This window comes from Labrenzia sp. VG12, from assembly GCF_002237595.1.
In the GTDB taxonomy this organism is placed as follows: Bacteria; Pseudomonadota; Alphaproteobacteria; order Rhizobiales; family Stappiaceae; genus Roseibium.
In genome coordinates this window covers 1-26,883 of the sequence record NZ_CP022529.1, presented here as the reverse complement: position 1 = coordinate 26,883, position 26,883 = coordinate 1, and the positions used below count along the sequence as shown (strand labels likewise).

The following is a 26,883-nucleotide window of genomic DNA, read 5'->3' as shown; positions in this document are numbered from 1 at the left end:
ATTACTTTTTCAATACTTCAAGGAATAAACCCGAGTTATACGTGTTATGCAAATGGCGGAGTTTATTTCTGGAAAAAAACAGAAACAAACCAGAAGAATTCTAGCCCTTTGCGCGCCCGACTGCTTGTCGGCCGGGTGGTTTGCTGTGCGCGATGGGATGCAGGTCCCTGGACACTCTTCGGCTGCGGAACGCCGAACGGCCCGTTCAGAGCTGAAACAGCTTGTGTTTCTTCAAAAGCTCGATCAGGACTTCACGGGCATGCTGGCGGTGGCTTCTGTGGCAGTCCCGCGCCCTTTCAGACTCGCCCTTGCTGATGGCGTCATAAACCGCCCGGTGGTCATCGTTGGACTTGACCGGAAGCGGCCGGATGTAAAGCGTCATGGCGCGGGCACGGCGGACCTGGTTGGCCATCATCGACACGATGGACTGGACACGCGAATTGCCGCCGAGGCGGACCAGTTCCGCATGAAACGCATCATCGGCCAGCGCCCAGGCTTCCCGGTCTTCGCGTTTCAGCGCCTCTTCCATCGCCTCAATGGATTGCTTCAGGGCCGCCAGATCCTCATCGGCATAACCCTTTTCGGCCGCCTCCTCGGCGGCCAGCGCCTCCAGCTCGGTCAGAACGGCATAGATCTCTTCCATGTCTGTCAGGGACAGGGTCGCGATCCGAACGCCCTTGCGCGGCCGGACTTCCAGGAGCCCCTGCTGGGCCAGCATCAAGGTGGCTTCGCGCACCGGTGTGCGCGACATGCCGAGCCGGTCGGCCAGTTCGCTTTCAAGGTGATCAGACCCGGCAGCCAGTTCGCCGTCAAAGATCAGCTGGCGAATCTGTTCCATCGCCTGGGTGGTGATGGTTTTCTGTTTTGGCGCTTCAAGCATGGCCAAGCTCCCGGATTTTCCGTCCCAAACTGTCCGACTCGTAGATTGCCTGTTCGATGGCGATCACCTTGAGATAGTCCCGCGCTTCGTTCTCCAGCGGCGTTCCGTCGAGCAGTCCGTCAATAACATGGCTTATCAGATTCTTGACGCAGTCACCGCCAAAGCCGGACCAGTCCTGTGCAGCCAGCAGAACTGTGGACTTCCGATCACCGAAATGACGAACGTGAACAGACCCGTCTCCCTGCAGCAACAACGTGCCCCTGGTGCCTTCAACCAGAGCCTCTCCCAGTGTCGTTCGGCAGTTTTCAGCGGCATGATCCAGCAGCCGGTTGCCGTCGAACAGAGCACGCACGCCATTGTCATAGTCGAAGATGAAGTACCCGGCGTCTTCCCCCTTGATCACGGGGTTGAGCTTGCGCAGGTCTGCGTAAACCGCGGCCGGCTCGCCAAGCAGATAACGAAACGTATCGATCCAGTGCACACCGGTTTCGTGAATCAGCAGCTTTGGCATTTCCTGAAAGTAGGGCTGCCGATCGAGATAGGCTCTAGGTCCCTGTCCGTCTCCGGTGCGCAGACGGAAGGTCAGCTGTAACAGATCGCCGATCAGTTGCCGGTCGAGGGCCTGGCGTATGGTCCGGTACCAGGGCTGGAACCGGAAATTCTCGTGAATGACGATGGTGACACCGGCCGCCTCGGCGATTTCCGTCACAGTCCGCGCCTCTTCCAGGGACGTGCAGAACGGTTTCTGGCAGATGATCGCCTTCACGCCATGATCGATGGCCTGACAGATGGCGGCCCTGTGTGTCGACGGCGGCGTGATGATGTCGAGCAGATCAGGCTTGGCCATCTTCAGCATGCAGTCCAGCTCGCCAAACGCGGTCAATCCGGTCGCCTTGGCCTTGTCACGGTCGTTGTCGCAAGCCCCGACCAGGCGCACACGATTGCAGCGCCGCCAGGCGTCATAGTGAAACTGCGCGAAGTATCCGGCCCCCAGACAGGCAACCCGCAAGGTGTCCGCGCCGTTTTTCATCTTTTTTCAAACTCCTGATCCAGGGCTGCCTTGCAGCTTAGCCCGCGTATTGCACCGGGTCTCCGGCGAACAATGGATTTTTTGATAGTCGACATTCGCCAAGTTGACAAGGGATTGATTTACGTATACGCAATCGAATGTGTAAATCGATACGGCCTTGAAGCGGCCGTCGGAGGAGACCGAAATGCTTGACAAGAAATCACTCAACCGCCTGCTTTTGAGCGCGGCGATCCTGGCCGCCGGCATCGGAGGCGCCGAAGCCGCCGAAACGCTGCGCTTCAGCCACACGGACAATCCCGGCGGTTCCCGCCAGGCGGCGGCCGAGGTGTTTGCTGAAAAAGTCGCCGAGTACACGGATGGTCGCTATGAAGTGCAGATCTTCCCGTCCGGCCAGCTGGCCAACGACCCGAAGGCGATTGAGCTTCTGCAGCTCGGCGGTGTCGATTTCACCGTCTCCGCAACCGGCAGCTATGCAACCCACCTGCCCTCGCTGAACCTGACGGCGATGCCGTTCCTGGTCGACACCTACGAGCAGGGCTGGGAGCTTTACGACAATTCCGAGTGGCTTCAGGGCGAGTTCGACAAGCTTCCGGAAAAAGGGTTCCGGGTTCTGAGCACCTGGGAAGCCGGTTTCCGCAGCTTCACCACCAATGAACCGCTGGCGTCTCCGACAGACGCGGAATCCATGAAGATGCGGGTTTTCCCGAACGACATGATCCGCTGGTCGATGGAAGCCATCGGTTTCCAGACCGTCGTCATGCCCATCACCGACGTCTACATCTCGATCCAGCAGGGCATTGTCAACGGCCAGGAAAACCCGGTCGACACCATCAAGTCCCTGCGCTTTTACGAAGTCGCGCCGAACATCACCCTGACCCGGCACGTCTACAGCCCGCTGCCGCTGACGATTGCGGAAAAAACCTGGCAGTCCTTCTCCGATGAGGACAAGGAAGCTGTTCTGAAAGCGGCGGCTGAATCCGCAGCTTTCAGCCGTGACCTCGTCAAGAGCTCCGTCGACAGCCAGCTGACCGAAATGCAGGAAGCCGGCGCGACGGTCAGCGTTCCGGAGATCGGACCGTTCCGCGAGGCCGTCCAACCGGTCTACGCCAAGGCCAAGGATGTCTATGGCGCCGAAGCCGTCGACAAGATCCTCGCAGATGCCGCTGCCATCCGCGAAAAACTCCCGGCTCAGAACTGATCAAGCATTCTGAGTGAACCTAGCCGGAACCTTCGGGTTCCGGCCCTTTCTTAAAAAGAGAAGAGCCTTGGATTACCGAGAGCATTATCCGGCTGCGCTGCGCTGGCTCAGCCACATGGTCGACTTTTGCCTGGCGCTTGGCGGCTTTGCCATCGTGGCCCTGGTGTTCTGCAACGCTTCGCTGCGCGGTTTTGCCGGCTTCGACCTTGCCTGGTCACTTGAGGTCACCAGTTTCCTGCTGCTGTGGAGCACATTCTTCGGCTGTGCGGCCGCGATCGCACGCGGCGCCCATATGCGGGTCACCGAAGTTGTCGAGAAGCTGATACCGCATACCGGTCAGCGGATCCTGTCCATCGGGATCGACGTCATCATCGCCGTTCTGCTGATCAGCCTGATCTATACCGGCTACAACATCTCCGCCCACACCTGGGCGCAGAAAACCACCGTGCTCTACTGGCCGGTCGGACTGCTGTACGCCTCGATGCCCGCCGGCATGACGCTGTCGCTGATCTTCCACCTTTACAACATGGTGTATGACATCAAGAACCCTGTTGTGCCCCATGCCACCCATTCCGATGGCGGCGAGGCCCTGTCATGATCCTGCTCTTTGTCGTTGCGGTCTTTCTGACCTCTGTCTTTCTCGGCATTCCCCTGGTCTGGGCGATCCTGATCACGGCCGTCTTGCCTATTATCGTCTTCGATCTCGGCTACCCGCTGCAGGCGCTTTTCCTGAATTTCATCGGCGGGGTCGAACCGAACCACTTTCTTGCAATCCCGCTCTTCATCGTTGCCGGTGAAATGATGAGCCGCGGCGGTGTCGGCCTGCGCATCATCGGTTTCGCACGTGCCGCCTTCGGCTTCATGGCCGGCGGGCTCGGCATGGTCGTTGTCGGCGCTTCCATGATTTTCGGCGGCATCTCCGGTTCTGCCATTGCAGATAGCGCCGCCATCGGCTCGGTGATGATCAAGAACATGTCCCGCGAGGGATACAACACCGCATTCGCGGCGGGGCTCGTGGCAGCCGCCGGGACCATCGGCATCATTATCCCGCCGTCGATCCCGATGCTGATCTACGGCTTTGTCGGCAATGTCTCGGTTGCGGACCTGTTTATCGCCGGCATGGTTCCCGGCATACTCTTCGGTGCCATGTTCATGGCCGTTTGCTACTATGTCGGCAAATCGACCAATTGCGACCCGGGCGGACGGACCACGACCTTCAAGGAACTGACCAGTTCCTTCATCGGCACGGCTCCGGCACTGTTCATGCCGGTCGTCATCCTGGGCGGGATCTTCACCGGCTGGGTTACCCCGACCGAAGCCGCCGCCCTCGCAGTGGTCTACGGTCTTTTCGTGACCACCGTGATTTACCGGGACTTCAAACTTAAGGACCTGCCGCGTCTTTTGATCGACAGTTTCGTCACCAGCGCCGTCGTCATGGTGGTGATCGGTGCAACCACCGTGCTCGGCTGGCTGATCACCCTGGAGCAGATGCCGCAGATCCTGGTCGGCTTCGTGCAGGACTTTTCCTCCAGTCCCTGGATGTTCCTGCTGCTGGTCAACATCGTCCTTCTGGTGCTCGGCCTGGTGCTGGATCCGGTGCCGGCGATCCTTCTGACCGCCCCGCTGTTCCTGCCGACGGCCCAGGCCTTCGGTATCGATCCGGTCCATCTCGGTGTGATCATGACCTGTAACGTAGCGGTCGGCCTGTTCACGCCACCGGTCGGAGCAACGCTCTATGTCGCGTCCCGGATCTCGGGCGTCGGGGTGCTATCGATCGCCCGGAAAATGGCCTTGCTTTACGCAGCCGCCATCGCAGCCCTGCTCGCCGTCACTTACTTCCCCATCGTTTCCATGGGTATGGTGCATCTGTTCCGGTGAGGAGAAAGCAAGAAATGTTCGCAGTCACAGTGCTGTTTCAGATCAAGGAGGGGCAGATGGATGCCTTCATGCCCCTCATGATCGACAACGCCCAGGCCTCCATGCGTTTGGAGCCCGGTTGCCGGCAATTCGATGTCTGCTGCGATGCGGCCAGACCTCACGACGTTTTTCTCTACGAGATCTATGATGACGAAGCGGCCTTCAAGGCTCATCTTCAAACGGCACATTTCCTGAGCTTTGATGCCGCGGTTGCCGACATGATCCGGGAGAAGACGGTCCGCACATATTTGCAGGTAGCCCAATGACACCCTGGGAAGTTTTTGCAGTCAAATATGCAGACCGGAATGCGCGCACGCGCAAGGACAGCTTTCTGTTCGATGACAATCACGACCAGCCCCATGACATGGACTACTTCATGTGGGTTCTTCGCCGGGGCAGTGACGTCCTTCTGGTCGACACGGGATATGACAGCGAGGAAGGTGACCGGCGCGGCCGGCCCATCCGGCTGAACCCTGTGGAGGCGCTGGCACCTCTCGGTCTCCAGCCGGAGGATATCGGCACCATCATCGTCACGCATCTTCACTATGACCATGCTGGTGGCCTGAAGCACTTTCCCAATGCGACCATTCACCTGCAAGCTGCAGAAATGGCCTTCGCCACAGGGCCCTGCATGTGCCACGGCACGCTCAATGCCCCTTTCACGGCCGACCATGTCTGCGAGGCCGTGCAACGGCTTTATTCGGGCCGCGTCATCTTTCACGACGGCGACGGCGACGTTCGTGAAGGCGTCACGGTGCACAGGACCGGCGGTCACAGCAAGGGCCTTCAGGTCGTACGCGTTCTGACAGACGCAGGCTGGATGTGCCTTGCCTCCGATGCCTCGCACTACTACGAGAATTTTCTGGAAGGGAAACCTTTCCCGATTGTCGTCGACCTGGACGACATGTTCAGAGGATTTTCGATCATCCAGTCCCTCGCCAGTTCGAATGACCTGGTCATTCCGGGGCACGACCCCCTGGTGCGTGAGCTTTTCCCCTCACACGGCCCGGATCACATTGTCCGGCTGGACCGCGGACCGCTGAAAGGGATTGGATCATGAAACTCGGTGTCATAGCCGATGACTTCACCGGAGCGTCCGACATTGCCCTGATGCTGTCGGAAGGAGGCATGCCGTCCGTCCAGTATGTCGGGATTCCGGACCATCCATCCGGACACGGCGTTGAGGCCGGCATCATCAGCCTGAAGTCGCGTACGGAACCGGCGCGCGATGCGATAACCCAATCGCTTAAGGCCTGCGACTGGTTGCTTGATCAGGGCTGCACGCAGATTGTCTTCAAGATCTGCTCGACATTCGATTCCACGGACAAGGGCAATGTCGGCCCGGTGACCGAAGCGCTCGCTGACCGGCTCGGCGAGACCAATGTTCTCGTCTGTCCGGCCTTTCCGGAAAACGGACGCTCCGTCTATCAGGGCCACCTGTTCGTGAAGGACAGGCTTTTGAATGAAAGCGGCATGGAGAACCATCCGCTGACACCGATGTACGATCCGGATCTGCGACGGGTCCTGCAACGGCAGACCTCCTGGTCTGTCGGTCATGTGCCCATCGACGCAGTGTGGCGCGGCGCTGACGACCTGGACGGAGAGGCAAGAAAGGCAGGAAAGGCGATGATGATCGTCGATGCCATTCGCGACGATGATCTGAGAACGCTCGGACGTGCCGCCGCAGAGCGGAAACTGCTGACGGGAGGTTCCGGCATTGCGCTCGGCTTGCCGCAGAATTTCGGCTTTGAGGCGTCGAACTCGGGCTGGGCTGGCGTCTCGGGCGAGGCGGTCGTTCTGTCCGGCTCCTGCTCCACCGCAACCCGGGAACAGGTTGCTGTCTACAAGGACCAGGCCCCGTCGCGAGAGCTTGTTGCCGACGACATCATCGCCGACAGACTGTCGCTGCAGGAGTTGGTCGAGTGGACCCTCAAGCAGGAGCGCCCGCCCCTTATCTATTCTTCCGCCGATCCGAAAGTCGTCTCGCTGGCGCAGGAAAGGTTTGGCCGCGAGCGGAGCGCTGCGGCAATCGAGCGCCTGTTTGCCAACCTGGCGGCCGCATTGTCCCAGGCAGGCGTCAAGAGGATCGTCGTTGCAGGTGGTGAAACATCCGGTGCCGTCGTTTCCGGGTTACAGGCCAACAGCCTGGAAATCGGCCCAAGGATCGCCCCCGGCGTTCCTGCGCTGAAGGTCGCCGAGCGGCCACTCGCACTGGCGTTGAAATCCGGTAATTTCGGCGGACCAACGTTCTTTTCCGAAGCGCTTGCGGTGCTGGAGGGCGCCCAATGAGCGAGATCGCAGACAGCCGCGAACAGATCTGCAGATTGTCGAAATCCCTCTTCGACCGCGGTCTGAGCCATGGATCCACCGGCAATATTTCCGTACGCCTTTCGGATGGAAGTTTGCTTGTGACACCGACCGGTTCTTCAATGGGGTTCCTGCAACCGGACCGCATCAGTCACCTGTCGGCGTCGGGTGTGCTTCATTCCGGCGATCCCCCCACAAAGGAACTGCCGCTGCACACGGCATTTTACGAGACCCGCCAGCAGACCGGCGCAGTCGTGCATCTCCATTCCTGTCACTCCGTTGCCCTGTCGATCCTTGCAGATGTCGATCCGGACAACGTTCTGCAGCCGCTTACGGCCTACGGCATCATGTTGCTCGGAAAGGTTAAACTGTTGCCGTTTTTCGTACCGGGCGACCCGGAAATGGGCGAGGCAGTCCGGCAGCTCGACGGCAAGCGTTCCGCGGTGATCCTCGCCAATCACGGCCCGGTCGTTGCGGGCAAGGATCTGGCAACAGCGGTCAATGCCACCGAAGAGCTGGAGGCAAGCGCCCGGCTCGCCCTTTTGCTGCGTGGCGCGCCTTTAAACGCCCTGAGCGCGGCCCAAACACAACAGATTGTCGACCGGTTCGACGTCGATTGGACTTAAGGATTTTCCGATGAAAATAGCCCTGATCAAAGGTGACGGTATCGGCGTCGACGTGGCCGAAGCGGCCATGACCGTTTTGGAAGCGGCTCTTGAAAAAACCGGGCAACCGCTTCCCGTCTACGATGAAATCCTGGCCGGTGCCAGCTATTTCGCAGAGACCGGCCGCGACATCGAACCTGATGGGGAAGAGCGCGCGGAAGCGGCCGACGCGATCTTTCTGGGCGCCATTGGCCTGCCGTCCATTCGACACGCGGATGGCACGGAGATCTCGCCACATCTGCGCCTGCGCGACCGGTTCGGACTTTATGCCGGTGTCCGCCCGGTCAAGGCCTATCCGAATGCGCCGCAGCGTCTTGCCGATCCCAGAGCCGCCGGCATCGACCTGGTCATCTTGCGGGAGTCGACGGAAGGCCTCTTCTATTCCGCTGCCGCTCACAAGCGCAGCCTTGTGGTCAGCGATGACGAGGTCATGGATATCCTCAGGATCACCCGTGCGACCACCACCAAGCTGCACGACTTTGCCTTCCGCCTTGCTGAAAAACGCCGGGAACGTGGCCGGCCGGGTCATCTGACCTGCGTGGACAAGGCCAACGTGTTCACATCGATGGCGTTCTTCCGTCAGCTGTTCGACGAGGTAAAAACGGGCTTCCCGGGCGTGCCGGTTGGCTACAACTACGTCGACGCCATGGCACTCGACCTGGTTCGAAAACCGTGGGATTTCGACGTGCTGGTGATGGAAAACATGTTCGGCGACATCTTGTCCGACCTGGCCGGCGGCCTCGTTGGCGGGATGGGCATGGCTGCCTGTGGCGAAATCGGCGATACAACTGGCCTGTTCCAGCCCGCTCATGGCAGTGCGCCGGACATCATGGGCGAGGACAAGGCCAATCCGCTGGCTGCCATTTTGAGCGGCGCGCTCATGCTTGACTACCTGGCGGAAAAGCTCGACAGACCGGCACTCACCGACGCTGCGGAGCTGATCAATGATGCGGTCGAAAGCGGCTTTCACGACAACGCGCTGAGGCCGATGGAATTCGGCGGTGACATGGGGACGAGAGCCGTCACCAACGAGCTCCTTGCCCGGGTCACCGGCCTGGAGCATGCCCAAAAGACCCTTAGCGCGTGACTGGGTGGCGCCTATCGGGCGGGCGCCTCCTACCTCCCTCCATCAAGAGCGACCTCGCGACACGCCGGCACAGCTTTCGCGCACGATTAGGTCGCCATGCAGCAGATGGGTCTGGTTTTCGAGGCTGCGGTTGGCAAGGCGGTCGAGAAGGATCGTCATCGCCTTTTCGCCGATATGGTGTCGCGGCTGGCGGATCGTGGTCAGTCCGGGCGTGAAATTGTTGGCAAAGGGAATGTCGTCAAAACCGAGTACGGAGAAGTCTTCGGGCACCCGATAGCCCCGAAGCTGCAGGGCCGAGATGACGCCAATTGCGGTGTTGTCGTTGAAACAAAAGAAGGCCGTCGGTAGATCGTCCTTGATGAACAGGCGCTCCACGGCAGCACGCCCGCTTTCGGCAGTGCCTTCCCCGTCGACACGCCAGTCCCGCAGGGCCTCCGGCGATTCCCTCAGCCCCTGGCGGTAGCCGGAGTGACGCAGGTCGCTGCGCACATCCGAAGGTCCGCCCGAAATGTAGGTGATGCGCCGATGCCCCAGCGAGATCAGGTACTCGGTCGCCATCTTTGAAGCAGCAACATCATCCACTCCGACATAACTCACATCCGTACGGGACAGCGGACGTTCCGTTGCAACGATGGGCGGCAAGGAGGCGAGTGGTGCCTGGGGCTCTCCGGCCACCGGAATATGCCCTGTGAGCAGCACCAGCCCATCGGCCATGCCGGTCGACAGGAAACGCATATAAGACTGCTCGATCCCGGTGGTTCCCTCCGTATTGCCGATCAGCACTCCGTAGCCCCGGTCCGCAGCGGCCTTTTCCAGCCCGGTCAGGATACCGGCAAAGTTGGGATCTGCGATGGAGGAGGCCAGAACCAGTACCATCTGCGACCTTTGCATGCGCAGGTTCTGCGCCATCGCGTTGGCGGTGTAACCGGTTCGGGCAATCGCGGCGGTGACCTTCTTGCGCGTGCTCTCGGCGACCTTCTCCGGCGATCGCAAGGCCCGGCTGACGGTCGCGATCGACACGCCCGCAAGTCTTGCAACGTCTTCAATGGTGGCCGGCCGGTCTACCGGTTCGCTCATTTTTTCGGTCCCGCGATGGTGCAGCGCAAGACGGGAATAAAGCCCTGATTCTCAACGCCATCTATGCTGTATAGAGCGCATCGCACCTTGTGAAAAGGTTTTCACAGCTCAATGTAAAGGTTTACATGATCTATGAAAACGTTTACACAAACATCATGGCGTGAATGTGGAGGAGAACATTTTCGCCCGGGAGGATTCAGAACATGAACGCGCAAGCGTCCACACCGACGGCGGTCATCGAGGCCGTCAACATCAGTAAATCTTTCGGCCCCGTCCCGGTGCTTTTCAGCGTCAGCATGGATGTGCGGTCCGGTGAGGTGCATGCACTGATCGGCGAAAACGGCGCCGGCAAGTCGACACTGATGAAAATCCTGTCCGGCTTCCACGACCCGACCTCCGGCCAGATTCGCCTGGACGGTCAGAAAACCGCCCTGCCCCCGAACGGGGCAGCCGAGAAGCTCGGCATCGTGCTCATCCACCAGGAACTCAACCTCGCCGAACAGATGACAGTCGAAGAAAACGTCTTCCTGGGTCGCGAAATTCGGTCCAAGGGTTTTCTCGACAAGGCCACCATGCGGGCCGCCGTTCAGACCTATCTGGACGAAATCGGTCTCGATATTGCCCCGACAGACCGTATCTCCGACCTCACCATTGCCCAGAAACAGATGGTTGAGATCGTCAAGGCTGTCAGTCGCAACGCCCGCATCCTGATCATGGACGAGCCGACCGCCGTCCTGACCGAAGAAGAGACGGAAGTCTTTTTCCGTCAGGTGGAAAAGCTGAAGGAAAGCGGTGTCGGCATCGTCTTTGTGTCTCACAAGCTCAATGAAGTGAAGGCGATTGCCGATCGGGTCACGATTTTGCGTGACGGCCAATGGATCGACACGCGTTCCTCCACCGAGCTGACGCCCGACATGATGGCTCAGATGATGGTGGGCCGGGAACTCTCTGACCTTTACCCACCGATGCATGAAGCCGATGTCGATGCCCAGCTTGCGCTGGAAGTTGACAGCCTTGTTGCCCCAGGCATCGGCCCTGTCAGCTTCTCGTTGCGCAAGGGGGAAATCCTTGGATTTTCCGGCCTGATCGGTTCCGGGCGGACAGCCGTCTTTGAGGCGATCTGTGGCCTGAGCCCAATTGAAAGCGGCTCCGTCAGGCTGTTTGGCCGCGACACCAGCCCCCTCTCCGTCGCAGAAGCGCGTGATCTGGGCCTTGCCTATCTGACCAAGGATCGGAAAGAAAAAGGCCTGCTGCTCGACAAGAAGATGCAACCCAATCTCACCCTGTTCGCCCTGCCGAAATTCGTGAAGAATTTTGTGCTGAACGGCAAGGTGGAAGAAGACGCTCTCAGCCGGGCCATTCGTCGCTTTGACGTCCGATCCAAGGACCGGAACATCACCGTCGGGAAGCTGTCGGGCGGCAACCAGCAGAAACTCTTGTTGGCGAAGATCATGGAATGCGATCCCAGGATCGTCATCATCGACGAGCCAACACGGGGCATCGATGTCGGAACCAAACAGCAGATCTATCACTTCATTGCCGCGCTCGCCGCGGAAGGCGTGTCGGTCGTCGTGATCTCATCCGAAATGCCGGAAATCATCGGCATCTGCCACCGGGTCGTCGTGATGCGCGAAGGCCAGATCACCGGCGTCCTGACGGGCGATCATATCAACGAAAACGAAATCATGCGCTATGCCGCCGGGCTGAAACGTGAGGACCTCCATTGACCATGATGACCGCATCCAACGAGCAAGCGGCAAAGCCGGCCAAGCGGCCTTCCGTGGACTTCAAGACCATCGGGCCGGCCCTTGCCCTGTTGATCCTGTGTATCATCGGCTTCCTGCTGAACCCGGCCTTTATCAGCGAGGGCAATCTGACCAACTTGCTGACTAGGTCGGCCTTTATCGGCATCATTGCCGTCGGTGCGACTTTCGTCATCACTGCCGGTGGCATCGATCTCTCCGTCGGCTCCATGGCAGCCGCCATAGCCGGTGTCATGATCATCATCATGAACAGTGCGGTTGAAACCATGGGCACGGGTGTTGCAACAGTTCTGCTCGGCTGCGGCTGCGCCCTTGTGCTGGGTGTTGGTGCCGGCTGGATCAACGGTGCTCTGACCACCAAGGGCAAAATCGAGGCCTTTATCGTCACGCTTGGAACCATGGGCATCTACCGCTCGCTGGTGACCTATTTCGCCGATGGCGGCACACTGTCGCTCAACTTTGACATCCGGGGCACCTACCGGCCGGTCTATTACGACAGCTTTCTCGGCCTGCCTTATCCGGTCTGGGTGTTCATCGGTGTCGCCATCTGCGGCTGGCTGCTGTTGAACCGGACGGCCTTCGGTCGCTATTGCACGGCAATCGGCTCCAACGAGGCGGTGGCCAGATACTCCGCGATCAATGTCGACCGGGTGAAAACGCTCACCTATGTCATCCAGGGTCTGTGCGTCGCCTTTGCCACCATCATCTATGTACCGCGCCTTGGCTCAGCTTCTGCATCGACCGGCGTGCTGTGGGAACTGGAGGCCATCGCGGCGGTGATCATCGGCGGCACGGTCCTCAAGGGCGGCTATGGCCGGATTGGCGGCACCATCCTCGGTGCGCTGATCCTGACCACCATCGGCAACATTCTGAACTTCACCGATCTGATCTCGAACTACCTGAATGGAACCATGCAGGGCCTGATCATCATCGTTGCGGTTCTTCTGCAGCGCAGCGACTGGAAGCTCGGCAAGAGCAAGTAGGCCGCCCGCACTGAACTCAACCGAATAGGGACCCGTCCCCAAATCTGAACCGGCTCGCACCGGACGGGAGAGGTGCGTCCAAACGGAATGACATTGGAGGAGGAAACGATGTTTATGAAAAAAGCTCTGGGCGCAGTAGCCGCCGTTGGCCTGTTGGCCTTCGCCGGAACCGCGATTGCCCAGGACAAGATCAAGATCGGCGTCAGCTACCCGACACCGACCCATGCCTGGGCCGCCGGCATGAACTGGCACGCGGAACAGGCTGAAAAACGGCTCGAGGAGCTTTATCCGGATGTGGACCTGATCCTGGTCAACTCCCCGGACCCGGAAGCCCAGGCCAGCGCGCTGGAAGATCTGGTTTCCGTCCACCAGATCGATGCCCTTGTTGTTCTGCCGTTTGAATCCGAGCCGCTCACCGACCCGGTTCTGAACGTCAAGAAATCCGGTGCCTGGATCACAGTTGTTGACCGTGGTCTCAGCCAGCCGGGCATCGAAGACCTTTATGTTGCTGGCAACAACCCGGAACTCGGCCGCGTTTCCGCACAATACATGAAGGGCCGCCTGAAAGACGGTGACAACATCGTCGTCCTGCGGGGCATTCCGACCGTGATCGACAACGAGCGTTTCGATGCGTTCATGGCGGAAATCGAGGGATCCGGCATCAATGTGCTTGACCACAAACACGCCAACTGGAACCGCGACGACGGCTTTGAAGTGATGCAGGACTTCCTGTCCCGCTTCCCGGACATCGATGCCGTCTGGGCACAGGATGACGACATTGCCATCGGTGTTGTTGCTGCCCTGAAACAGGCCGGCCGTGACGGTAACGGCATGTTTGTCGTCGGCGGCGCCGGCATGAAAGAGATCATCAAGGGCATCATGGATGGTGACGAACTGATCCCGGTCGACGTTCTTTATCCGCCGGCAATGATCGCAACCGCCATGGATGCAACGGTTCAGGCCTTCAAGTCCAACGGACCGGTTGCCGGCCGCTACATTCTCGGTGCGACGCTGATCACGAAAGAGAACGCCGAAAGCTACTACTTCCCAGACTCGCCGTTCTAAACAGCGAGCCACCTTGAGGCCGGGACTTGGTGCGATGGGACCCGGCCTCTTTTTTCCCTTCCTTGCCCATTTTCGGGAGGCACTCCATGAAAACGATAAAAGGCCCTGCCCTGTTTCTCGCCCAGTTTGCAGGGGACGAGGCCCCTTCAACTCCTGGGCCTCGATCACGAAATGGGCGGCAGACTGCGGCTATCTCGGTGTTCAGGTGCCGAGTTGGGACGGCCGGCTGATCGATCTGGAAAAGGCGGCCAGTTCCAAAACCTATTGCGAAGAATTTGCCGGCATAGCGCAGGAGAACGGGGTCACGATCACGGAGCTCTCGACCCATCTTCAAGGACAGCTTGTCGCCGTTCATCCGGCCTATGACACCGCGTTTGACGGCTTTGCAGCCCCCCATGTACAGGGCAATCCGGCTGCCAGACAGGCCTGGGCGGTGGATCAGGTGAAACTGGCGCTGGCTGCCAGCCGCAATCTCGGCATCACGGCTCACGCAACTTTTTCAGGTGCTCTGGCCTGGCCCTATCTCTATCCCTGGCCGCAACGTCCTGCAGGCCTCGTCGAGACTGCCTTTGACGAGCTGGCCAAACGCTGGCGGCCGATCCTCGACTATGCAGACGATATGGGGGTCGATGTCTGCTATGAAATTCATCCGGGCGAAGACCTGCATGACGGCATAACCTTCGAGATGTTCCTGGAGCGCGTGGAAAACCACACGCGCTGCAAGATGCTTTACGACCCGTCCCACTACGTCCTGCAATGCCTCGATTATCTGGACAATATCGACATCTACAGGGACCGGATCGGCATGTTTCACGTCAAGGATGCCGAGTTCAATCCGACCGGACGGCAAGGCGTCTATAGCGGCTATCAGCCGTGGGTGGAGCGGGCCGGCCGGTTCCGCTCGCTCGGAGACGGTCAGGTCGATTTCGGCGCTATTTTTTCCAAGATGGCCACCAACGACTTTGACGGCTGGGCTGTTGTGGAATGGGAATGCTGCCTGAAACACCCCGAGAACGGGGCACGCGAAGGCGCGGCATTCGTTCGGGATCATATCATCCGCGTCACGGAAAAGGCCTTTGACGACTTTGCCGGCGGCGGCAGCGATGAGGCCGCTAACCGCAAAATGCTGGGGATCGGGTGAAGCTGAGACCAGTTTGAGACGCCGCAAGCGACTATTGCATGGAAGCAACCACACTTTTCTGCCTCATCCCGAGAGCCTGACCCGAAAGAGATGGCCGGGGCGAATGCTTCACTCACATTTGTCATTCCCGCGAAAGCGGGAAACCAGGACACCGTGAGGTAAGATCCAAATTTATAGAGCCGATTCATGAGTTTACTGGGACCCCGCTTTCGCGGGGATGACAACCGAGAGGGGGCGGGTTCGTGCCAGGAACGATGAAACTGCGTCCTAGAGCACTTTCGGACCAGACACTGAGGAGGACTGACAGGTCCGTCTCGACGGACCGGCCGCAGTCTCCGGAACAAGTGGCCCATCCTCCGACAAAGCACCAAAGCGCTTCCTCAGGAGGACGCAATTGGGTATGTAAACTCTTTATGTAATCGATTACAGTGCGTAGAACGACGCATCATCAAAGCTTCAGGAGGAACACCATGGCCATCGAAGGCAAAGACAACACGCAGACGCGCCCGATCCGGCTTGGCATGGTCGGTGGCGGCAAGGACGCTTTTATCGGCGCTGTCCACCGCATCGCCTCGCGGATCGACGGTGATTATGAGCTTGTGGCCGGTGCGCTTTCCTCAACCCCGGGAAAGGCCTTGGAGTCCGGACGCGCGCTCGGCCTCAAGGAAGACCGGATCTATGGTTCTTTCGCAGACATGGCCAAACGGGAAGCACGGCTGAAGGACGGTATCGAGGCCGTGGCGATCGTAACGCCGAACCACATGCATTATCCGGCGGCGAAGGAATTCCTGAAACGCGGCATTCACGTCATATGCGACAAGCCGCTGACCTCGACGCTCGCGGACGCAAAGAAATTCGCCAAGGCGGCGGAAAGCTCAGACGCGCTGTTCTTCCTGACACACAATTACACCGGTTATCCGATGGTCCGTCAGGCCCGTGAGATGGTCGCCAAAGGCGATATCGGGACGCTTCGGGTCGTTCAGGTCGAATACCCGCAGGACTGGCTCACCGTGGAACAGAACAACAAGCAGGCCGACTGGCGGACTGACCCTGCCCGGACAGGCCTCGGCGGTTCCACCGGCGATATCGGCACGCATGCCTTCAACCTGGCTGCCTTCATTACCGGAGAAACCCCGGAAAGCCTTGCCGCGGATCTGCAATCCTTCGTGCCGGGCCGGCAGGTTGATGACAATGGTCACGTGATGATGCGTTATGCCAGCGGCGCTCGCGGCATGCTGTGGTGTTCGCAGGTAGCTCCGGGCAACGAGAACAATCTGAAGATCCGTGTCTATGGCGACAAGGGTGGCCTGGAATGGCACCAGGAAGACCCGAACTACCTGCACTACACCCCGTTCGGCGCACCAAAACAGATCCTGACACGCGGCGGAGCGGGCATGCTGGACAGCATTGGCTCCGCAACCCGTATCCCGCCAGGCCATCCGGAAGGCTATCTGGAAGGGTTTGCCAATCTCTATAAGGACGCGGCTGAGGCGATCCGAGCGCACAGCCAGGGCAAGAACATGGAAACGCTCGTGCCCGGAATTGGCGACGGCCTGTCAGGCGTCCGCTTCATTGACGCCTGTGTGCGATCTTCTGCAAGGAACGCTGCCTGGGTGAAGCTGGAGAGCTAAGCCGCCTGCCCGCAGTTCAACCCGGCCGAGATGGCCGGGTTTTCCTTCGGATCTTTGCTCTGGGTTAACCGCTCATATTTCTTAACAGACAACGCAGCTTGAGCCGGTCGAATCGAGAGCAATCGAGCACCGCTGCTTGCCGCTTCATCGCCGTAAAGACCATTGTCAGTCCTGACAGAGCTCGGAAGCCGCGTTCGAACACGGATTTCATGCCCCCCGAAGACCACAACCGGCACTCAACCGCCCGCAGTTGATCCGGCGCCTTCCCGAGTGAAAAAAACCTTCAAAAAGTTTTCAGGCAGTGGAACAGCACCACCTGTTTTCAGTCTTCTGCCAGAAATCAAAAATATTCTCTAAGTATTATCCAGCTTCACACCAGCAAATCGATTACGCCTTAAAAATCATACGCTTAACAAAATTCAATTTGTTAAAAATTTACTTAAAATACTTCCAACAAATTATTATCTAATTATTGCAATTTTTTCGCCTTATTTGATCAATTTTTTCGCCAAATTGAGGCGAATACATTAATCCCATAACAACACACCACTGAAATTAATCACTTGGGCACCATACTTTTTAACGCCGTGGGCAAGCCGGCGTAGGGGATTCTTTTACCTTGTGGGAGGTCAAAATCATGCAATCGACTGCTGCGTCCAGCACCCTTTCTCCTGTCTTTTCCATTGAAGGCGATACTGAGTTTTCCGGCGAGAAAGGCGATTATCTCGACGCGGGCAATCCAGATGCGCTTGACCTGACCAACGGCACCGTGGCGCTCACCTTCAATGCAGACACTGTTGATGGAACGCGTGCGCTGTTTTCCAAGGACGGCTCAGGTTACGACGATGGCGGTCACCTGACCGTCTGGGTTCAGAACGGTCGCCTTCTCGTTCGTCAGCAGTCAGACGACAGCACCGAGTACCTAAAGGTTCCCGACCTCTATCTGACCGCCAATACCGACTATCACCTCGCCGTCACTTTCGGCGAAAACGGCCTGATGGTCTATGTCAACGGTCAACTCTTGGCAGCCGAGCCCGAATTCAAGCAGGGTATCGACATGAACGAGCGCGCCTTCCTGGTGGGCGCTTCGGGAGCCTGGCGCTCCAGCGACGGTCACACGGCGCATCAACAGTTCGACGGCACCATCTCCGATGTCATGGTCTTCGACGAGCAGATTGCCGGCGAAGACATGGCGGCGTTGGCCGGCGAAGTCGATCCGGCCTTTGCAACGGCTGCCCTGGAGGCCCTCGCCCAGGACGACCTGATGCCGGCCTTCCAGCAGCTGCATCACGGCTCCGACGAGGCAAAGGCCCTGGCCATGGCCTACGGCTTCAACCATGACGGCGAACTGACCACCGGTGCCACATATACTGAAGGCACCGACGCCGACGAGACACTCGACGGCACGGACGGGGCCGACGCCATCAATGCCGGCCTTGGCGATGACACCGTCAACGGCAATGGCGGCAACGACGTCCTCCAAGGCGGCTATGGCAATGACGAGCTCAATGGTGGCGACGGCAATGACGTGCTTGACGGTGGCCATGGCGAGGACCTCCTCAATGGCGGGGCCGGCAACGATCTGCTGATCTCCCGCTCCGACGGACGCGAGGGACCGGTCGCCTATGACCCGGACCGCGACGAAGGCGATCCGGATAACGAGCTGACCAACGGCAAGCTCTATCCCGATCAGCCGATCCCGGCAGACGATGTCCTGACCGGCGGTTCGGGCGGCGACGTCTTCTACTTCCAGACGCTCATCAATGCCAAGGAACGCTTCATCGAGGAACATACCAACGATGACGGCTCCATCCGCTGGCACGGGGTGGCTGGCGAGAACGCCAACATCCACGACCACTGGGTCGACATGATCGGCAATGATGTCATCACAGACTTCAACCGGGACGAAGGCGACCGTATCGTCATCGAAGGCCACACCACCAAGATCCGCTCAATCACCTATGGCGACAGCAATGGCGACGGCGTGGTCGATCACACGGTAATTGCCCTTTATTCCGACCAGGGCTCCGGAGGCGGTGCCCACAACAACGACGATCTCGGCACCATCACGGTCTATGGCGATCTTGTCACCCAGAACGACATCTCCACATCGGCCAAGCCAGCCTATGGCATCGTGCGCTCCATCGCGGATCTCGAAGAGGCATTGCAACCCATCGAGATGGGTGAAGACCGGGGAGACGTCGCGCCACCAGCCGATCTGCCCGCTGTCGATGACCTGCCCCTGCCCGCTGGCATGACGCCGGTCTTTGCAATCGCAGGCGACAATGAGTTCTCCGGAGAACGCGGGGACTACCTGGAGGCGGGCAATCCGGACAGCCTGGATCTGGCCGATGGTACCATCGCCCTCACTTTCAATGCCGATACCGTGGAAGGAACACGCGCGCTGTTCTCGAAGGACGGCTCCGGCTATGACGATGGCGGACACCTAACCGTCTGGGTTCAGAACGGACGCCTGCTCGTTCGTCAGCAGTCGGATAGCAAGACCGAATATCTCAAGGTACAGGATCTCTCCCTGACGGAGAACACCACCTACCACCTTGCCGTTTCCTTCGGCGACGATGGCCTAATGGTGTACCTGAACGGTGTGCTTGTTGCGGCCGAGCCCGAGTTCAAGCAGGGCCTCGACATGAACGAGCGCTCCCTGGTGGTCGGCGCGTCCGGCGCCTGGCGAAGCGATGACGCCCATACTGCGTCCCAGCAGTTCGACGGTACCATCTCCAATGTCATGGTCTTCGACGAGCAGATTGCAGGCGAAGATATGGCGGCCCTTGCCGGGGAAGTCGATCCGGCCTTTGAAGACGCTGCCCTCGCCGCCCTCGCCCAGGACGATCTGATGCCGGCCTTCCAGCAGCTGCATCACGGCTCCGACGAGGCCAAGGCCCTCGCAATGGCCTTCGGCTTCAACCATGACGGTGAACTGACCACCGGTGCGGCCTATCAGGAAGGCACCGATGCCGGCGAGACCATCGAGGGAACCGAAGGGGCTGACGCCATCAATGCCGGCCTTGGCGATGACATCGTCAACGGCAATGGCGGCAATGACGTCCTGCAGGGTGGCTATGGCAATGACGAGCTCAATGGCGGCGACGGCAATGACGTGCTCGACGGCGGCCATGGCGAGGACCTCCTCAATGGCGGGGACGGCAACGATCTCCTGATCTCCCGCTCCGACGGACGCGAGGGACCGGTCGCCTATGATGCCGACCGCGATGAAGGTGACCCCTATAACGAGCTTACCAACGGCAAGCTCTATCCCGATCAGCCGATCCCGGCGGACGATGTCCTGACCGGTGGTTCGGGCGGCGATGTCTTCTACTTCCAGACGCTGATCAATGCCAAGGAACGCTTCATCGAGGAGCACACCCAGGACGACGGCTCCATCCGCTGGCACGGGGTGGCGGGTGAGAACGCCAACATCCACGACCACTGGGTCGACATGATCGGCAATGATGTCATCACCGACTTCAACCGGGACGAAGGCGACCGTATCGTCATCGAGGGCCACACCACCAAGATCCGCTCCATCACCTATGGGGACTCGAACGGCGACGGCGTGGTCGATCACACCGTGATCTCCCTTTATTCCGACCAGGGCTCCGGCGGCGGTGCCCACAACAACGACGATCTCGGCACCATCACGGTCTATGGCGATCTCGTCACACAGAACGACATCTCCACATCGGCCAAGCCAGCCTATGGCATTGTACGCTCCATCGCCGACCTCGAGGAAGCCCTCAAGCCGATCGAGATGGGTGAAGACCGCGGTGACGTCGCTCCACCGGCCGATCTGCCCGATGTCGACGACCTGCCCCTGCCCGATGGCATGACACCTGTCTTTGCCATTGCCGGCGACAACGAGTTCTCTGGTGAACGCGGGGACTACCTGGAGGCAGGCAATCCGGACAGCCTGGATCTTGCCGATGGTACCATCGCCCTCACCTTCAATGCCGATACCGTGGAAGGCAGCCGGGCGCTGTTCTCCAAGGATGGCAGTGGCTATGACAACGGCGGTCATCTGACTGCCTGGGTCTACAACGGCACCATTCTCGTTCGTCAGCAGTCTGACAGCAAAACCGAGTATCTGAAGATCAAGGACCTGAACCTTGAGGCCAACACCGACTACCACCTTGCCGTCACCTTCGGCGAAGATGGCCTGCTGGTGTACCTGAACGGGGAACTCGTGGCGGCAGAGCCCGAGTTCAAGCAGGGCCTGGACATGAACGAGCGGTCTCTGGTGGTCGGGGCCTCCGGCGCCTGGCGCTCCGACGATGCCCACACCGCGTCCCAGCAGTTCGATGGCACCATCTCCAATGTCATGGTCTTCGACGAGCAGATTGCCGGCGAAGACATGGCGGCGCTGGCCGGCGAAGTCGATCCGGCTTTCCAGACCTCTGCTCTTGAGGCGCTGGCCCAGGACGACCTGATGCCGGCCTTCCAGCAGCTGCATCATGGCTCCGACGAGGCCAAGGCCCTCGCCATGGCCTATGGCTTCAACCATGACGGCGAGCTGACCACCGGCGCCACATATACTGAAGGCACCGATGCCGACGAGACCATCGACGGCACGGACGAGGCCGACGCCATCAATGCCGGGCTCGGCGACGACATCGTCAACAATGGCGTCAACGGCCTCCATGGCGGCAATGACCCTCCAGGGCTGCAATGGTGGCGACGGCAATGACGTGCTTGACGGTGGCCATGGCGAGGACCTCCTCGATGGCGGGGCCGGCAACGATCTGCTGATCTCCCGCTCGGACGGACGCGAGGGACCGGTCGCCTATGACCCGGACCGCGACGAAGGCGATCCGGATAACGAGCTGACCAACGGCAAGCTCTATCCCGATCAGCCGATCCCGGCAGACGATGTCCTGACCGGCGGTTCGGGCGGCGACGTCTTCTACTTCCAGACGCTCATCAATGCCAAGGAACGCTTCATCGAGGAACATACCAACGATGACGGCTCCATCCGCTGGCACGGGGTGGCTGGCGAGAACGCCAACATCCACGACCACTGGGTCGACATGATCGGCAATGATGTCATCACAGACTTCAACCGGGACGAAGGCGACCGTATCGTCATCGACCACAAAGATCCGCTCCATCACCTATGGGGATTCGAACGGCGATGGTGTAGTCGATCACACCGTGATCTCCCTTTATTCCGACCAGGGATCAGGGGGCGGTGCCCACAACAATGATGACCTGGGAACCATCACGGTCTATGGCGATCTCGTCACCCAGAACGACATCTCCACATCGGCCAAGCCCGCCTATGGCATCGTCAGGTCGATTGCGGATCTCGAAGAAGCCCTCAAGCCGATCGAGATGGGTGAAGACCGGGGAGACGTCGCGCCGCCGGCCGATCTTCCCGATGTCGACGACCTGCCCCTGCCCGATGGCATGACACCTGTCTTTGCCATTGCCGGCGACAACGAGTTCTCCGGAGAACGTGGGGACTATCTTGATGCGGTAATCCCGATGCGCTTGACCTGACCAACGGCACCATAGCGCTCACCTTCAATGCTGATCATGTCTGGGGGCAGCAGGCGCTCTTCTCAAAGGACGGATCCGGCTATGACGATGGCGGTCATCTGACCGTCTGGCTCAAGGATGGCTACCTCTATATCCGGCAACAGTCCGACGACAGCACCGAATATCTGAAGGTCAGCGATCTCAAGATCTCTCAAGACACCGACTATCATCTCGCAGTGACCTTCGGCGACGACGGTCTGATGGTCTATGTCAATGGCCAGCTCTTGGCCGCCGAGCCCGAATTCAAGCAAGGCCTGGAGATGAACGAGCGCGCCTTCCTTGTCGGCGCTTCGGGAGCCTGGCGCTCCAGCGACGGTCACACCGCGTCCCAGCAGTTCGACGGCACCATCTCCGATGTCATGATCTTCGACGAGCAGATTGCCGGCGAAGACATGGCGGCGCTGGCTGGCGAAGTCGATCCGGCCTTTGAAGACGCTGCCCTCGCCGCCCTCGCCCAGGACGACCTGATGCCGGCCTTCCAGCAGCTGCATCACGGCTCCGACGAGGCCAAGGCCCTCGCCATGGCCTACGGCTTCAACCATGACGGCGAACTGACCACCGGTGCCACATATACTGAAGGCACCGACGCCGACGAGACACTCGACGGCACGGGCGAGGCCGACGCCATCAATGCCGGCCTTGGCGATGACACCGTCAACGGCAATGGCGGCAATGACGTCCTGCAGGGTGGCTATGGCAATGACGAGCTCAATGGCGGCGACGGCAATGACGTGCTCGACGGCGGCCATGGCGAGGACCTCCTCAATGGCGGGGACGGCAACGATCTCCTGATCTCCCGCTCCGACGGACGCGAGGGACCGGTCGCCTATGATGCCGACCGCGATGAAGGTGACCCCTATAACGAGCTTACCAACGGCAAGCTCTATCCCGATCAGCCGATCCCGGCGGACGATGTCCTGACCGGTGGTTCGGGCGGCGATGTCTTCTACTTCCAGACGCTGATCAATGCCAAGGAACGCTTCATCGAGGAGCACACCCAGGACGACGGCTCCATCCGCTGGCACGGGGTGGCGGGTGAGAACGCCAACATCCACGACCACTGGGTCGACATGATCGGCAATGATGTCATCACAGACTTCAACCGGGACGAAGGCGACCGTATCGTCATCGAGGGACACACAACCAAGATCCGCTCCATCACCTATGGGGACTCGAACGGCGATGGCGTGGTCGATCACACCGTGATTGCCCTTTATTCCGACCAGGGCTCCGGGGGTGGTGCCCACAACAACGATGATCTCGGCACCATCACCGTCTATGGCGATCTCGTCACCCAGAACGACATCTCCACATCCGCAAAACCCGCCTATGGCATCGTTCGGTCGATTGCGGATCTGGAAGAGGCACTGCAACCCATCGAAATGGGCGAAGACCGGGGAGATATCGCTCCACCGGCCGATCTGCCCGATGTCGACGATCTGCCCCTGCCCGATGGCATGACACCTGTCTTTGCCATTGCCGGCGACAACGAGTTCTCCGGAGAACGTGGGGACTATCTTGATGCCGGTAATCCCGATGCGCTTGACCTGACCAACGGCACCATAGCGCTCACCTTCAATGCTGATCATGTCTGGGGACAGCAGGCGCTCTTCTCAAAGGACGGATCCGGCTATGACGATGGCGGTCATCTGACCGTCTGGCTCAAGGATGGCTACCTCTATATCCGGCAACAGTCCGACGACAGCACCGAATATCTGAAGGTCAGCGATCTCAAGATCTCTCAAGACACCGACTATCATCTCGCAGTGACCTTCGGCGACGACGGTCTGATGGTCTATGTCAATGGCCAGCTCTTGGCCGCCGAGCCCGAATTCAAACAAGGCCTGGAGATGAACGAGCGCGCCTTCCTTGTCGGCGCTTCGGGAGCCTGGCGCTCCAGCGACGGTCACACGGCGCATCAGCAGTTCGACGGCACCATCTCTGACGTCATGGTCTTCGACGAGCAGATTGCCGGCGAAGACATGGCGGCGCTGGCCGGCGAAGTCGATCCGGCCTTTGCAACGGCTGCCCTTGAGGCCCTGGCCCAGACGCCCTGATGCCCGCCTTCCAGCAGCTCCATCATGGGTCAGATGAGGCAAAGGCCCTCGCCATGGCCTATGGCTTCAACCATGACGGCGAGCTGACAACCGGCGTCACATATACTGAAGGCACCGACGCCGGCGAGACCATCGACGGCACGGACGAGGCCGACGCCATCAATGCCGGGCTCGGCGATGACATCGTCAACGGCAATGGCGGCAACGACGTCCTGCAGGGCGGTTATGGCAATGACGAGCTCAATGGCGGTGACGGCAATGACGTGCTCGATGGCGGCCATGGCGAGGACATACTCAATGGCGGAGCAGGCAACGATCTGCTGATCTCCCAGTCCGACGGACGCGAAGGACCGGTTGCCTATGATGCCGACCGCGATGAAGGCGATCCTTACAATGAGCTCACAAACGGCAAGCTCTATCCCGATCAGCCGATACCGGCGGACGATGTCCTGACCGGCGGCTCGGGCGGTGACATCTTCTACTTCCAGACGCTGATCAACGCCAAGGAACGCTTCATCGAGGAACATACCAACGATGACGGCTCCATCCGCTGGCACGGGGTGGCAGGCGAGAATGCCAACATCCACGACCACTGGGTCGACATGATCGGCAATGATGTCATCACCGACTTCAACCGGGACGAAGGCGACCGTATCGTCATCGAGGGACACACCACCAAGATCCGGTCCATCACCTATGGCGACAGCAATGGCGACGGCGTGGTCGATCACACGGTAATTGCCCTTTATTCCGATCAGGGCTCCGGGGGCGGTGCCCACAACAACGATGATCTCGGCACCATCACGGTCTATGGCGATCTCGTCACACAGAACGACATCTCCACATCGGCCAAGCCAGCCTATGGCATCGTCAGGTCGATTGCGGATCTCGAAGAGGCATTGCAACCCATCGAGATGGGCGAGGCGCGAACAGAAGAACCAGCGTTGCCGGATGGACCAGGCATTGATGACCTGCCCCTGCCCGATGGCATGACACCTGTCTTTGCCATCGCAGGCGACAACGAGTTCTCAGGAGACTGGGGAGATTACCTTCAGGCGGGCAATCCGGATGCACTCGACCTGACTGATGGCACGATTGCCCTTACCTTCAATGCGGACAAGGTCACCGGCTCGCAGGCACTCTTTTCAAAGGATGGCAGCGGCTATGAAGATGGCGGCCATATCACCGCCTATCTGTGCAACAACAAGCTCTATATCCGCCAGCAATCCGACGACAAGTCAGAGTACCTCAAGGTGCAGAATGTCGAGATCGCCGCAAATACCACCACCTACCACCTTGCGGTGACCTTCGGTGAAGACGGGCTGATGGTCTATCTGAACGGTGCCCTTGTGGCTGCCGAGCCCGAGTTAACAGGGCCTCGACATGAATGAGCGCGCCCTGTCGTGGGAGCGTCGGGCGCCTGGCGCAAGACCGACACGCAAACGGCCGGGCAGCAATTTGATGGCACCATCTCCGATGTCATGGTCTTTGACGAGCAGATTGCAGGTGGAAGACATGGCGGCGCTGGCCGGAGAAGTCGATCCGGCCTTTGCAACGGCTGCCCTGAGGCCCTCGCCCAGGACGATCTGAGCCGGCCTTCCAGCAGCTGCATCACGGCTCCCGACGAGGCCAAGGCCCTCGCATGGCTTCGGCTTCAACCATGACGGCGAACTGACCACCGGTGCCACATATACTGAAGGCACCGACGCCGACGAGACACTCGACGGCACGGACGGGGCCGACGCCATCAATGCCGGCCTTGGCGATGACATCGTCAACGGCAATGGCGGCTGATGTCCTGCAGGGTGGCTATGGCAATGACGAGCTCAATGGCGGTGACGGCAATGACGTGCTTGACGGTGGCCATGGCGAGGACATCCTCAATGGGGGCCGGCAACGATCTGCTGATCTCCCGCTCCGACGGACGCGAGGGGCCGGTCGCCTATGACCGGACCGCGACGAAGGCGATCCGGATAACGAGCTCACCAACGGCAAGCTCTATCCCGATCAGCCGACCCCGCGGACGATGTCCTAACCGGCGGTTCGGGCGGCGACGTCTTCTACTTCCAGACGCTGATCAATGCCAAGGACGCTTCATCGAGGAGCACACCCAGGATGACGGTTCCATCCGTTGGCACGGGGTCGCCGGCGAGAACGCAACATCCACGACCACTGGGTCGACATGATCGGCAATGATGTCATCACCGACTTCAACCGGGACGAAGGCGACCGTATCGTCATGCCACACACCAAGATCCGCTCCATCACCTATGGGGACTCGAACGGCGACGGCGTGGTCGATCACACCGTGATCTCCCTTTATTCCGACCAGGGCTCCGGCGGCGGTGCCCACAACAACGACGATCTCGGCACCATCACGGTCTATGGCGATCTCGTCACACAGAACGACATCTCCACATCGGCCAAGCCAGCCTATGGCATTGACGCTCCATCGCCGACCTCGAGGAAGCCCTCAAGCGATCGAGATGGGTGAAGACCGCGGTGACGTCGCTCCACCGGCCAATCTGC

General features: G+C 59.8%; 22 protein-coding genes and 1 pseudogene. 20 read left to right on the top strand and 3 right to left on the bottom strand.

Annotated features, from left to right (window positions below; translation table 11 throughout):
- Positions 1-205 precede the first annotated feature (205 nt).
- Together CHH27_RS00110 and CHH27_RS00105 are read right to left on the bottom strand one after the other, a co-directional pair.
- Positions 206-880, bottom strand: coding sequence for a GntR family transcriptional regulator (locus CHH27_RS00110; RefSeq protein WP_094069763.1), 675 nt, complete (start codon positions 878-880; stop codon positions 206-208).
- A complete protein-coding gene (locus CHH27_RS00105; RefSeq protein WP_094069762.1) occupies positions 873-1,910 on the bottom strand; it encodes a Gfo/Idh/MocA family protein in 1,038 nt (345 codons plus the stop codon). The genes CHH27_RS00110 and CHH27_RS00105 overlap by 8 nt, the downstream gene beginning before the upstream one ends.
- 184 nt (positions 1,911-2,094) lie before the next feature.
- Here CHH27_RS00105 and CHH27_RS00100 point away from each other — a divergent pair, with 184 nt between their 5' ends.
- The 8 genes from CHH27_RS00100 (at position 2,095) to CHH27_RS00065 (ending at position 9,084) form a co-directional block, all read left to right on the top strand.
- Entirely contained in the window at positions 2,095-3,108 is a 1,014-nt protein-coding gene (locus tag CHH27_RS00100; protein WP_094074421.1) for a TRAP transporter substrate-binding protein, read from the top strand.
- Between the two features lie 67 nt (positions 3,109-3,175).
- Positions 3,176-3,706 (top strand): TRAP transporter small permease, encoded by a 531-nt coding sequence (locus CHH27_RS00095; protein WP_094069761.1) that lies wholly within the window; start codon positions 3,176-3,178, stop codon positions 3,704-3,706.
- Positions 3,703-4,986, top strand: coding sequence for a TRAP transporter large permease (locus CHH27_RS00090; protein WP_094069760.1), 1,284 nt, complete (start codon positions 3,703-3,705; stop codon positions 4,984-4,986). Before CHH27_RS00095 ends, CHH27_RS00090 begins: the two co-directional genes overlap by 4 nt.
- Positions 4,987-5,000: 14 nt before the next feature.
- Positions 5,001-5,291, top strand: coding sequence for a putative quinol monooxygenase (locus CHH27_RS00085; RefSeq protein ID WP_094069759.1), 291 nt, complete (start codon positions 5,001-5,003; stop codon positions 5,289-5,291).
- Positions 5,288-6,085, top strand: coding sequence for an N-acyl homoserine lactonase family protein (locus CHH27_RS00080; RefSeq protein WP_094069758.1), 798 nt, complete (start codon positions 5,288-5,290; stop codon positions 6,083-6,085). The genes CHH27_RS00085 and CHH27_RS00080 overlap by 4 nt, the downstream gene beginning before the upstream one ends.
- On the top strand, positions 6,082-7,314 hold the full coding sequence (gene otnK, locus CHH27_RS00075; protein WP_094069757.1) for a 3-oxo-tetronate kinase: 1,233 nt from the start codon (positions 6,082-6,084) through the stop codon (positions 7,312-7,314). The genes CHH27_RS00080 and otnK overlap by 4 nt, the downstream gene beginning before the upstream one ends.
- The gene (gene otnC / locus CHH27_RS00070) at positions 7,311-7,958 is read left to right on the top strand and encodes a 3-oxo-tetronate 4-phosphate decarboxylase (RefSeq protein ID WP_094069756.1); all 648 of its coding nucleotides are present in this window, start codon (positions 7,311-7,313) and stop codon (positions 7,956-7,958) included. The genes otnK and otnC overlap by 4 nt, the downstream gene beginning before the upstream one ends.
- A 10-nt stretch (positions 7,959-7,968) precedes the next feature.
- Positions 7,969-9,084, top strand: a complete 1,116-nt coding sequence (locus CHH27_RS00065; RefSeq protein ID WP_094069755.1) for an isocitrate/isopropylmalate dehydrogenase family protein — start codon at positions 7,969-7,971, stop codon at positions 9,082-9,084.
- A gap of 42 nt (positions 9,085-9,126) precedes the next feature.
- Here the strand turns inward: CHH27_RS00065 and CHH27_RS00060 are convergent, their stop codons facing one another.
- Positions 9,127-10,161: a LacI family DNA-binding transcriptional regulator gene (locus tag CHH27_RS00060; protein ID WP_094069754.1), complete on the bottom strand. Its 1,035-nt coding sequence runs from the start codon at positions 10,159-10,161 to the stop codon at positions 9,127-9,129.
- A gap of 203 nt (positions 10,162-10,364) precedes the next feature.
- On the opposite strand from CHH27_RS00060, the gene CHH27_RS00055 reads away from it, so the two are divergent.
- From CHH27_RS00055 to CHH27_RS00005, 12 genes and pseudogenes are all read left to right on the top strand, one after another.
- Entirely contained in the window at positions 10,365-11,888 is a 1,524-nt protein-coding gene (locus CHH27_RS00055; RefSeq protein ID WP_094069753.1) for a sugar ABC transporter ATP-binding protein, read from the top strand.
- A gap of 2 nt (positions 11,889-11,890) precedes the next feature.
- A complete protein-coding gene (locus CHH27_RS00050; RefSeq protein ID WP_198338315.1) occupies positions 11,891-12,907 on the top strand; it encodes an ABC transporter permease in 1,017 nt (338 codons plus the stop codon).
- A 108-nt stretch (positions 12,908-13,015) separates the two neighbouring features.
- Positions 13,016-13,972, top strand: a complete 957-nt coding sequence (locus CHH27_RS00045; protein ID WP_094069752.1) for a substrate-binding domain-containing protein — start codon at positions 13,016-13,018, stop codon at positions 13,970-13,972.
- A gap of 86 nt (positions 13,973-14,058) precedes the next feature.
- Positions 14,059-15,113: pseudogene (locus CHH27_RS00040) on the top strand (sugar phosphate isomerase/epimerase family protein).
- Between the two features lie 470 nt (positions 15,114-15,583).
- On the top strand, positions 15,584-16,744 hold the full coding sequence (locus tag CHH27_RS00035) for a Gfo/Idh/MocA family protein (protein ID WP_094069751.1): 1,161 nt from the start codon (positions 15,584-15,586) through the stop codon (positions 16,742-16,744).
- 637 nt (positions 16,745-17,381) lie between these two features.
- Positions 17,382-21,446: a LamG-like jellyroll fold domain-containing protein gene (locus tag CHH27_RS28575; RefSeq protein WP_157738626.1), complete on the top strand. Its 4,065-nt coding sequence runs from the start codon at positions 17,382-17,384 to the stop codon at positions 21,444-21,446.
- Positions 21,400-21,963: a hypothetical protein gene (locus tag CHH27_RS28235; RefSeq protein ID WP_198338317.1), complete on the top strand. Its 564-nt coding sequence runs from the start codon at positions 21,400-21,402 to the stop codon at positions 21,961-21,963. The genes CHH27_RS28575 and CHH27_RS28235 overlap by 47 nt, the downstream gene beginning before the upstream one ends.
- Positions 21,911-22,258 (top strand): hypothetical protein, encoded by a 348-nt coding sequence (locus CHH27_RS00020; protein ID WP_094069748.1) that lies wholly within the window; start codon positions 21,911-21,913, stop codon positions 22,256-22,258. The genes CHH27_RS28235 and CHH27_RS00020 overlap by 53 nt, the downstream gene beginning before the upstream one ends.
- Positions 22,255-24,354: a LamG-like jellyroll fold domain-containing protein gene (locus CHH27_RS28570; protein ID WP_371681868.1), complete on the top strand. Its 2,100-nt coding sequence runs from the start codon at positions 22,255-22,257 to the stop codon at positions 24,352-24,354. Before CHH27_RS00020 ends, CHH27_RS28570 begins: the two co-directional genes overlap by 4 nt.
- The gene (locus CHH27_RS00010; RefSeq protein WP_094069746.1) at positions 24,354-25,745 is read left to right on the top strand and encodes a LamG-like jellyroll fold domain-containing protein; all 1,392 of its coding nucleotides are present in this window, start codon (positions 24,354-24,356) and stop codon (positions 25,743-25,745) included. Before CHH27_RS28570 ends, CHH27_RS00010 begins: the two co-directional genes overlap by 1 nt.
- A 359-nt stretch (positions 25,746-26,104) precedes the next feature.
- Positions 26,105-26,302 (top strand): hypothetical protein, encoded by a 198-nt coding sequence (locus CHH27_RS28590; protein ID WP_371681802.1) that lies wholly within the window; start codon positions 26,105-26,107, stop codon positions 26,300-26,302.
- A gap of 183 nt (positions 26,303-26,485) precedes the next feature.
- Positions 26,486-26,848 (top strand): hypothetical protein, encoded by a 363-nt coding sequence (locus CHH27_RS00005; protein WP_094069745.1) that lies wholly within the window; start codon positions 26,486-26,488, stop codon positions 26,846-26,848.
- The last annotated feature ends 35 nt before the right edge of the window (positions 26,849-26,883 follow it).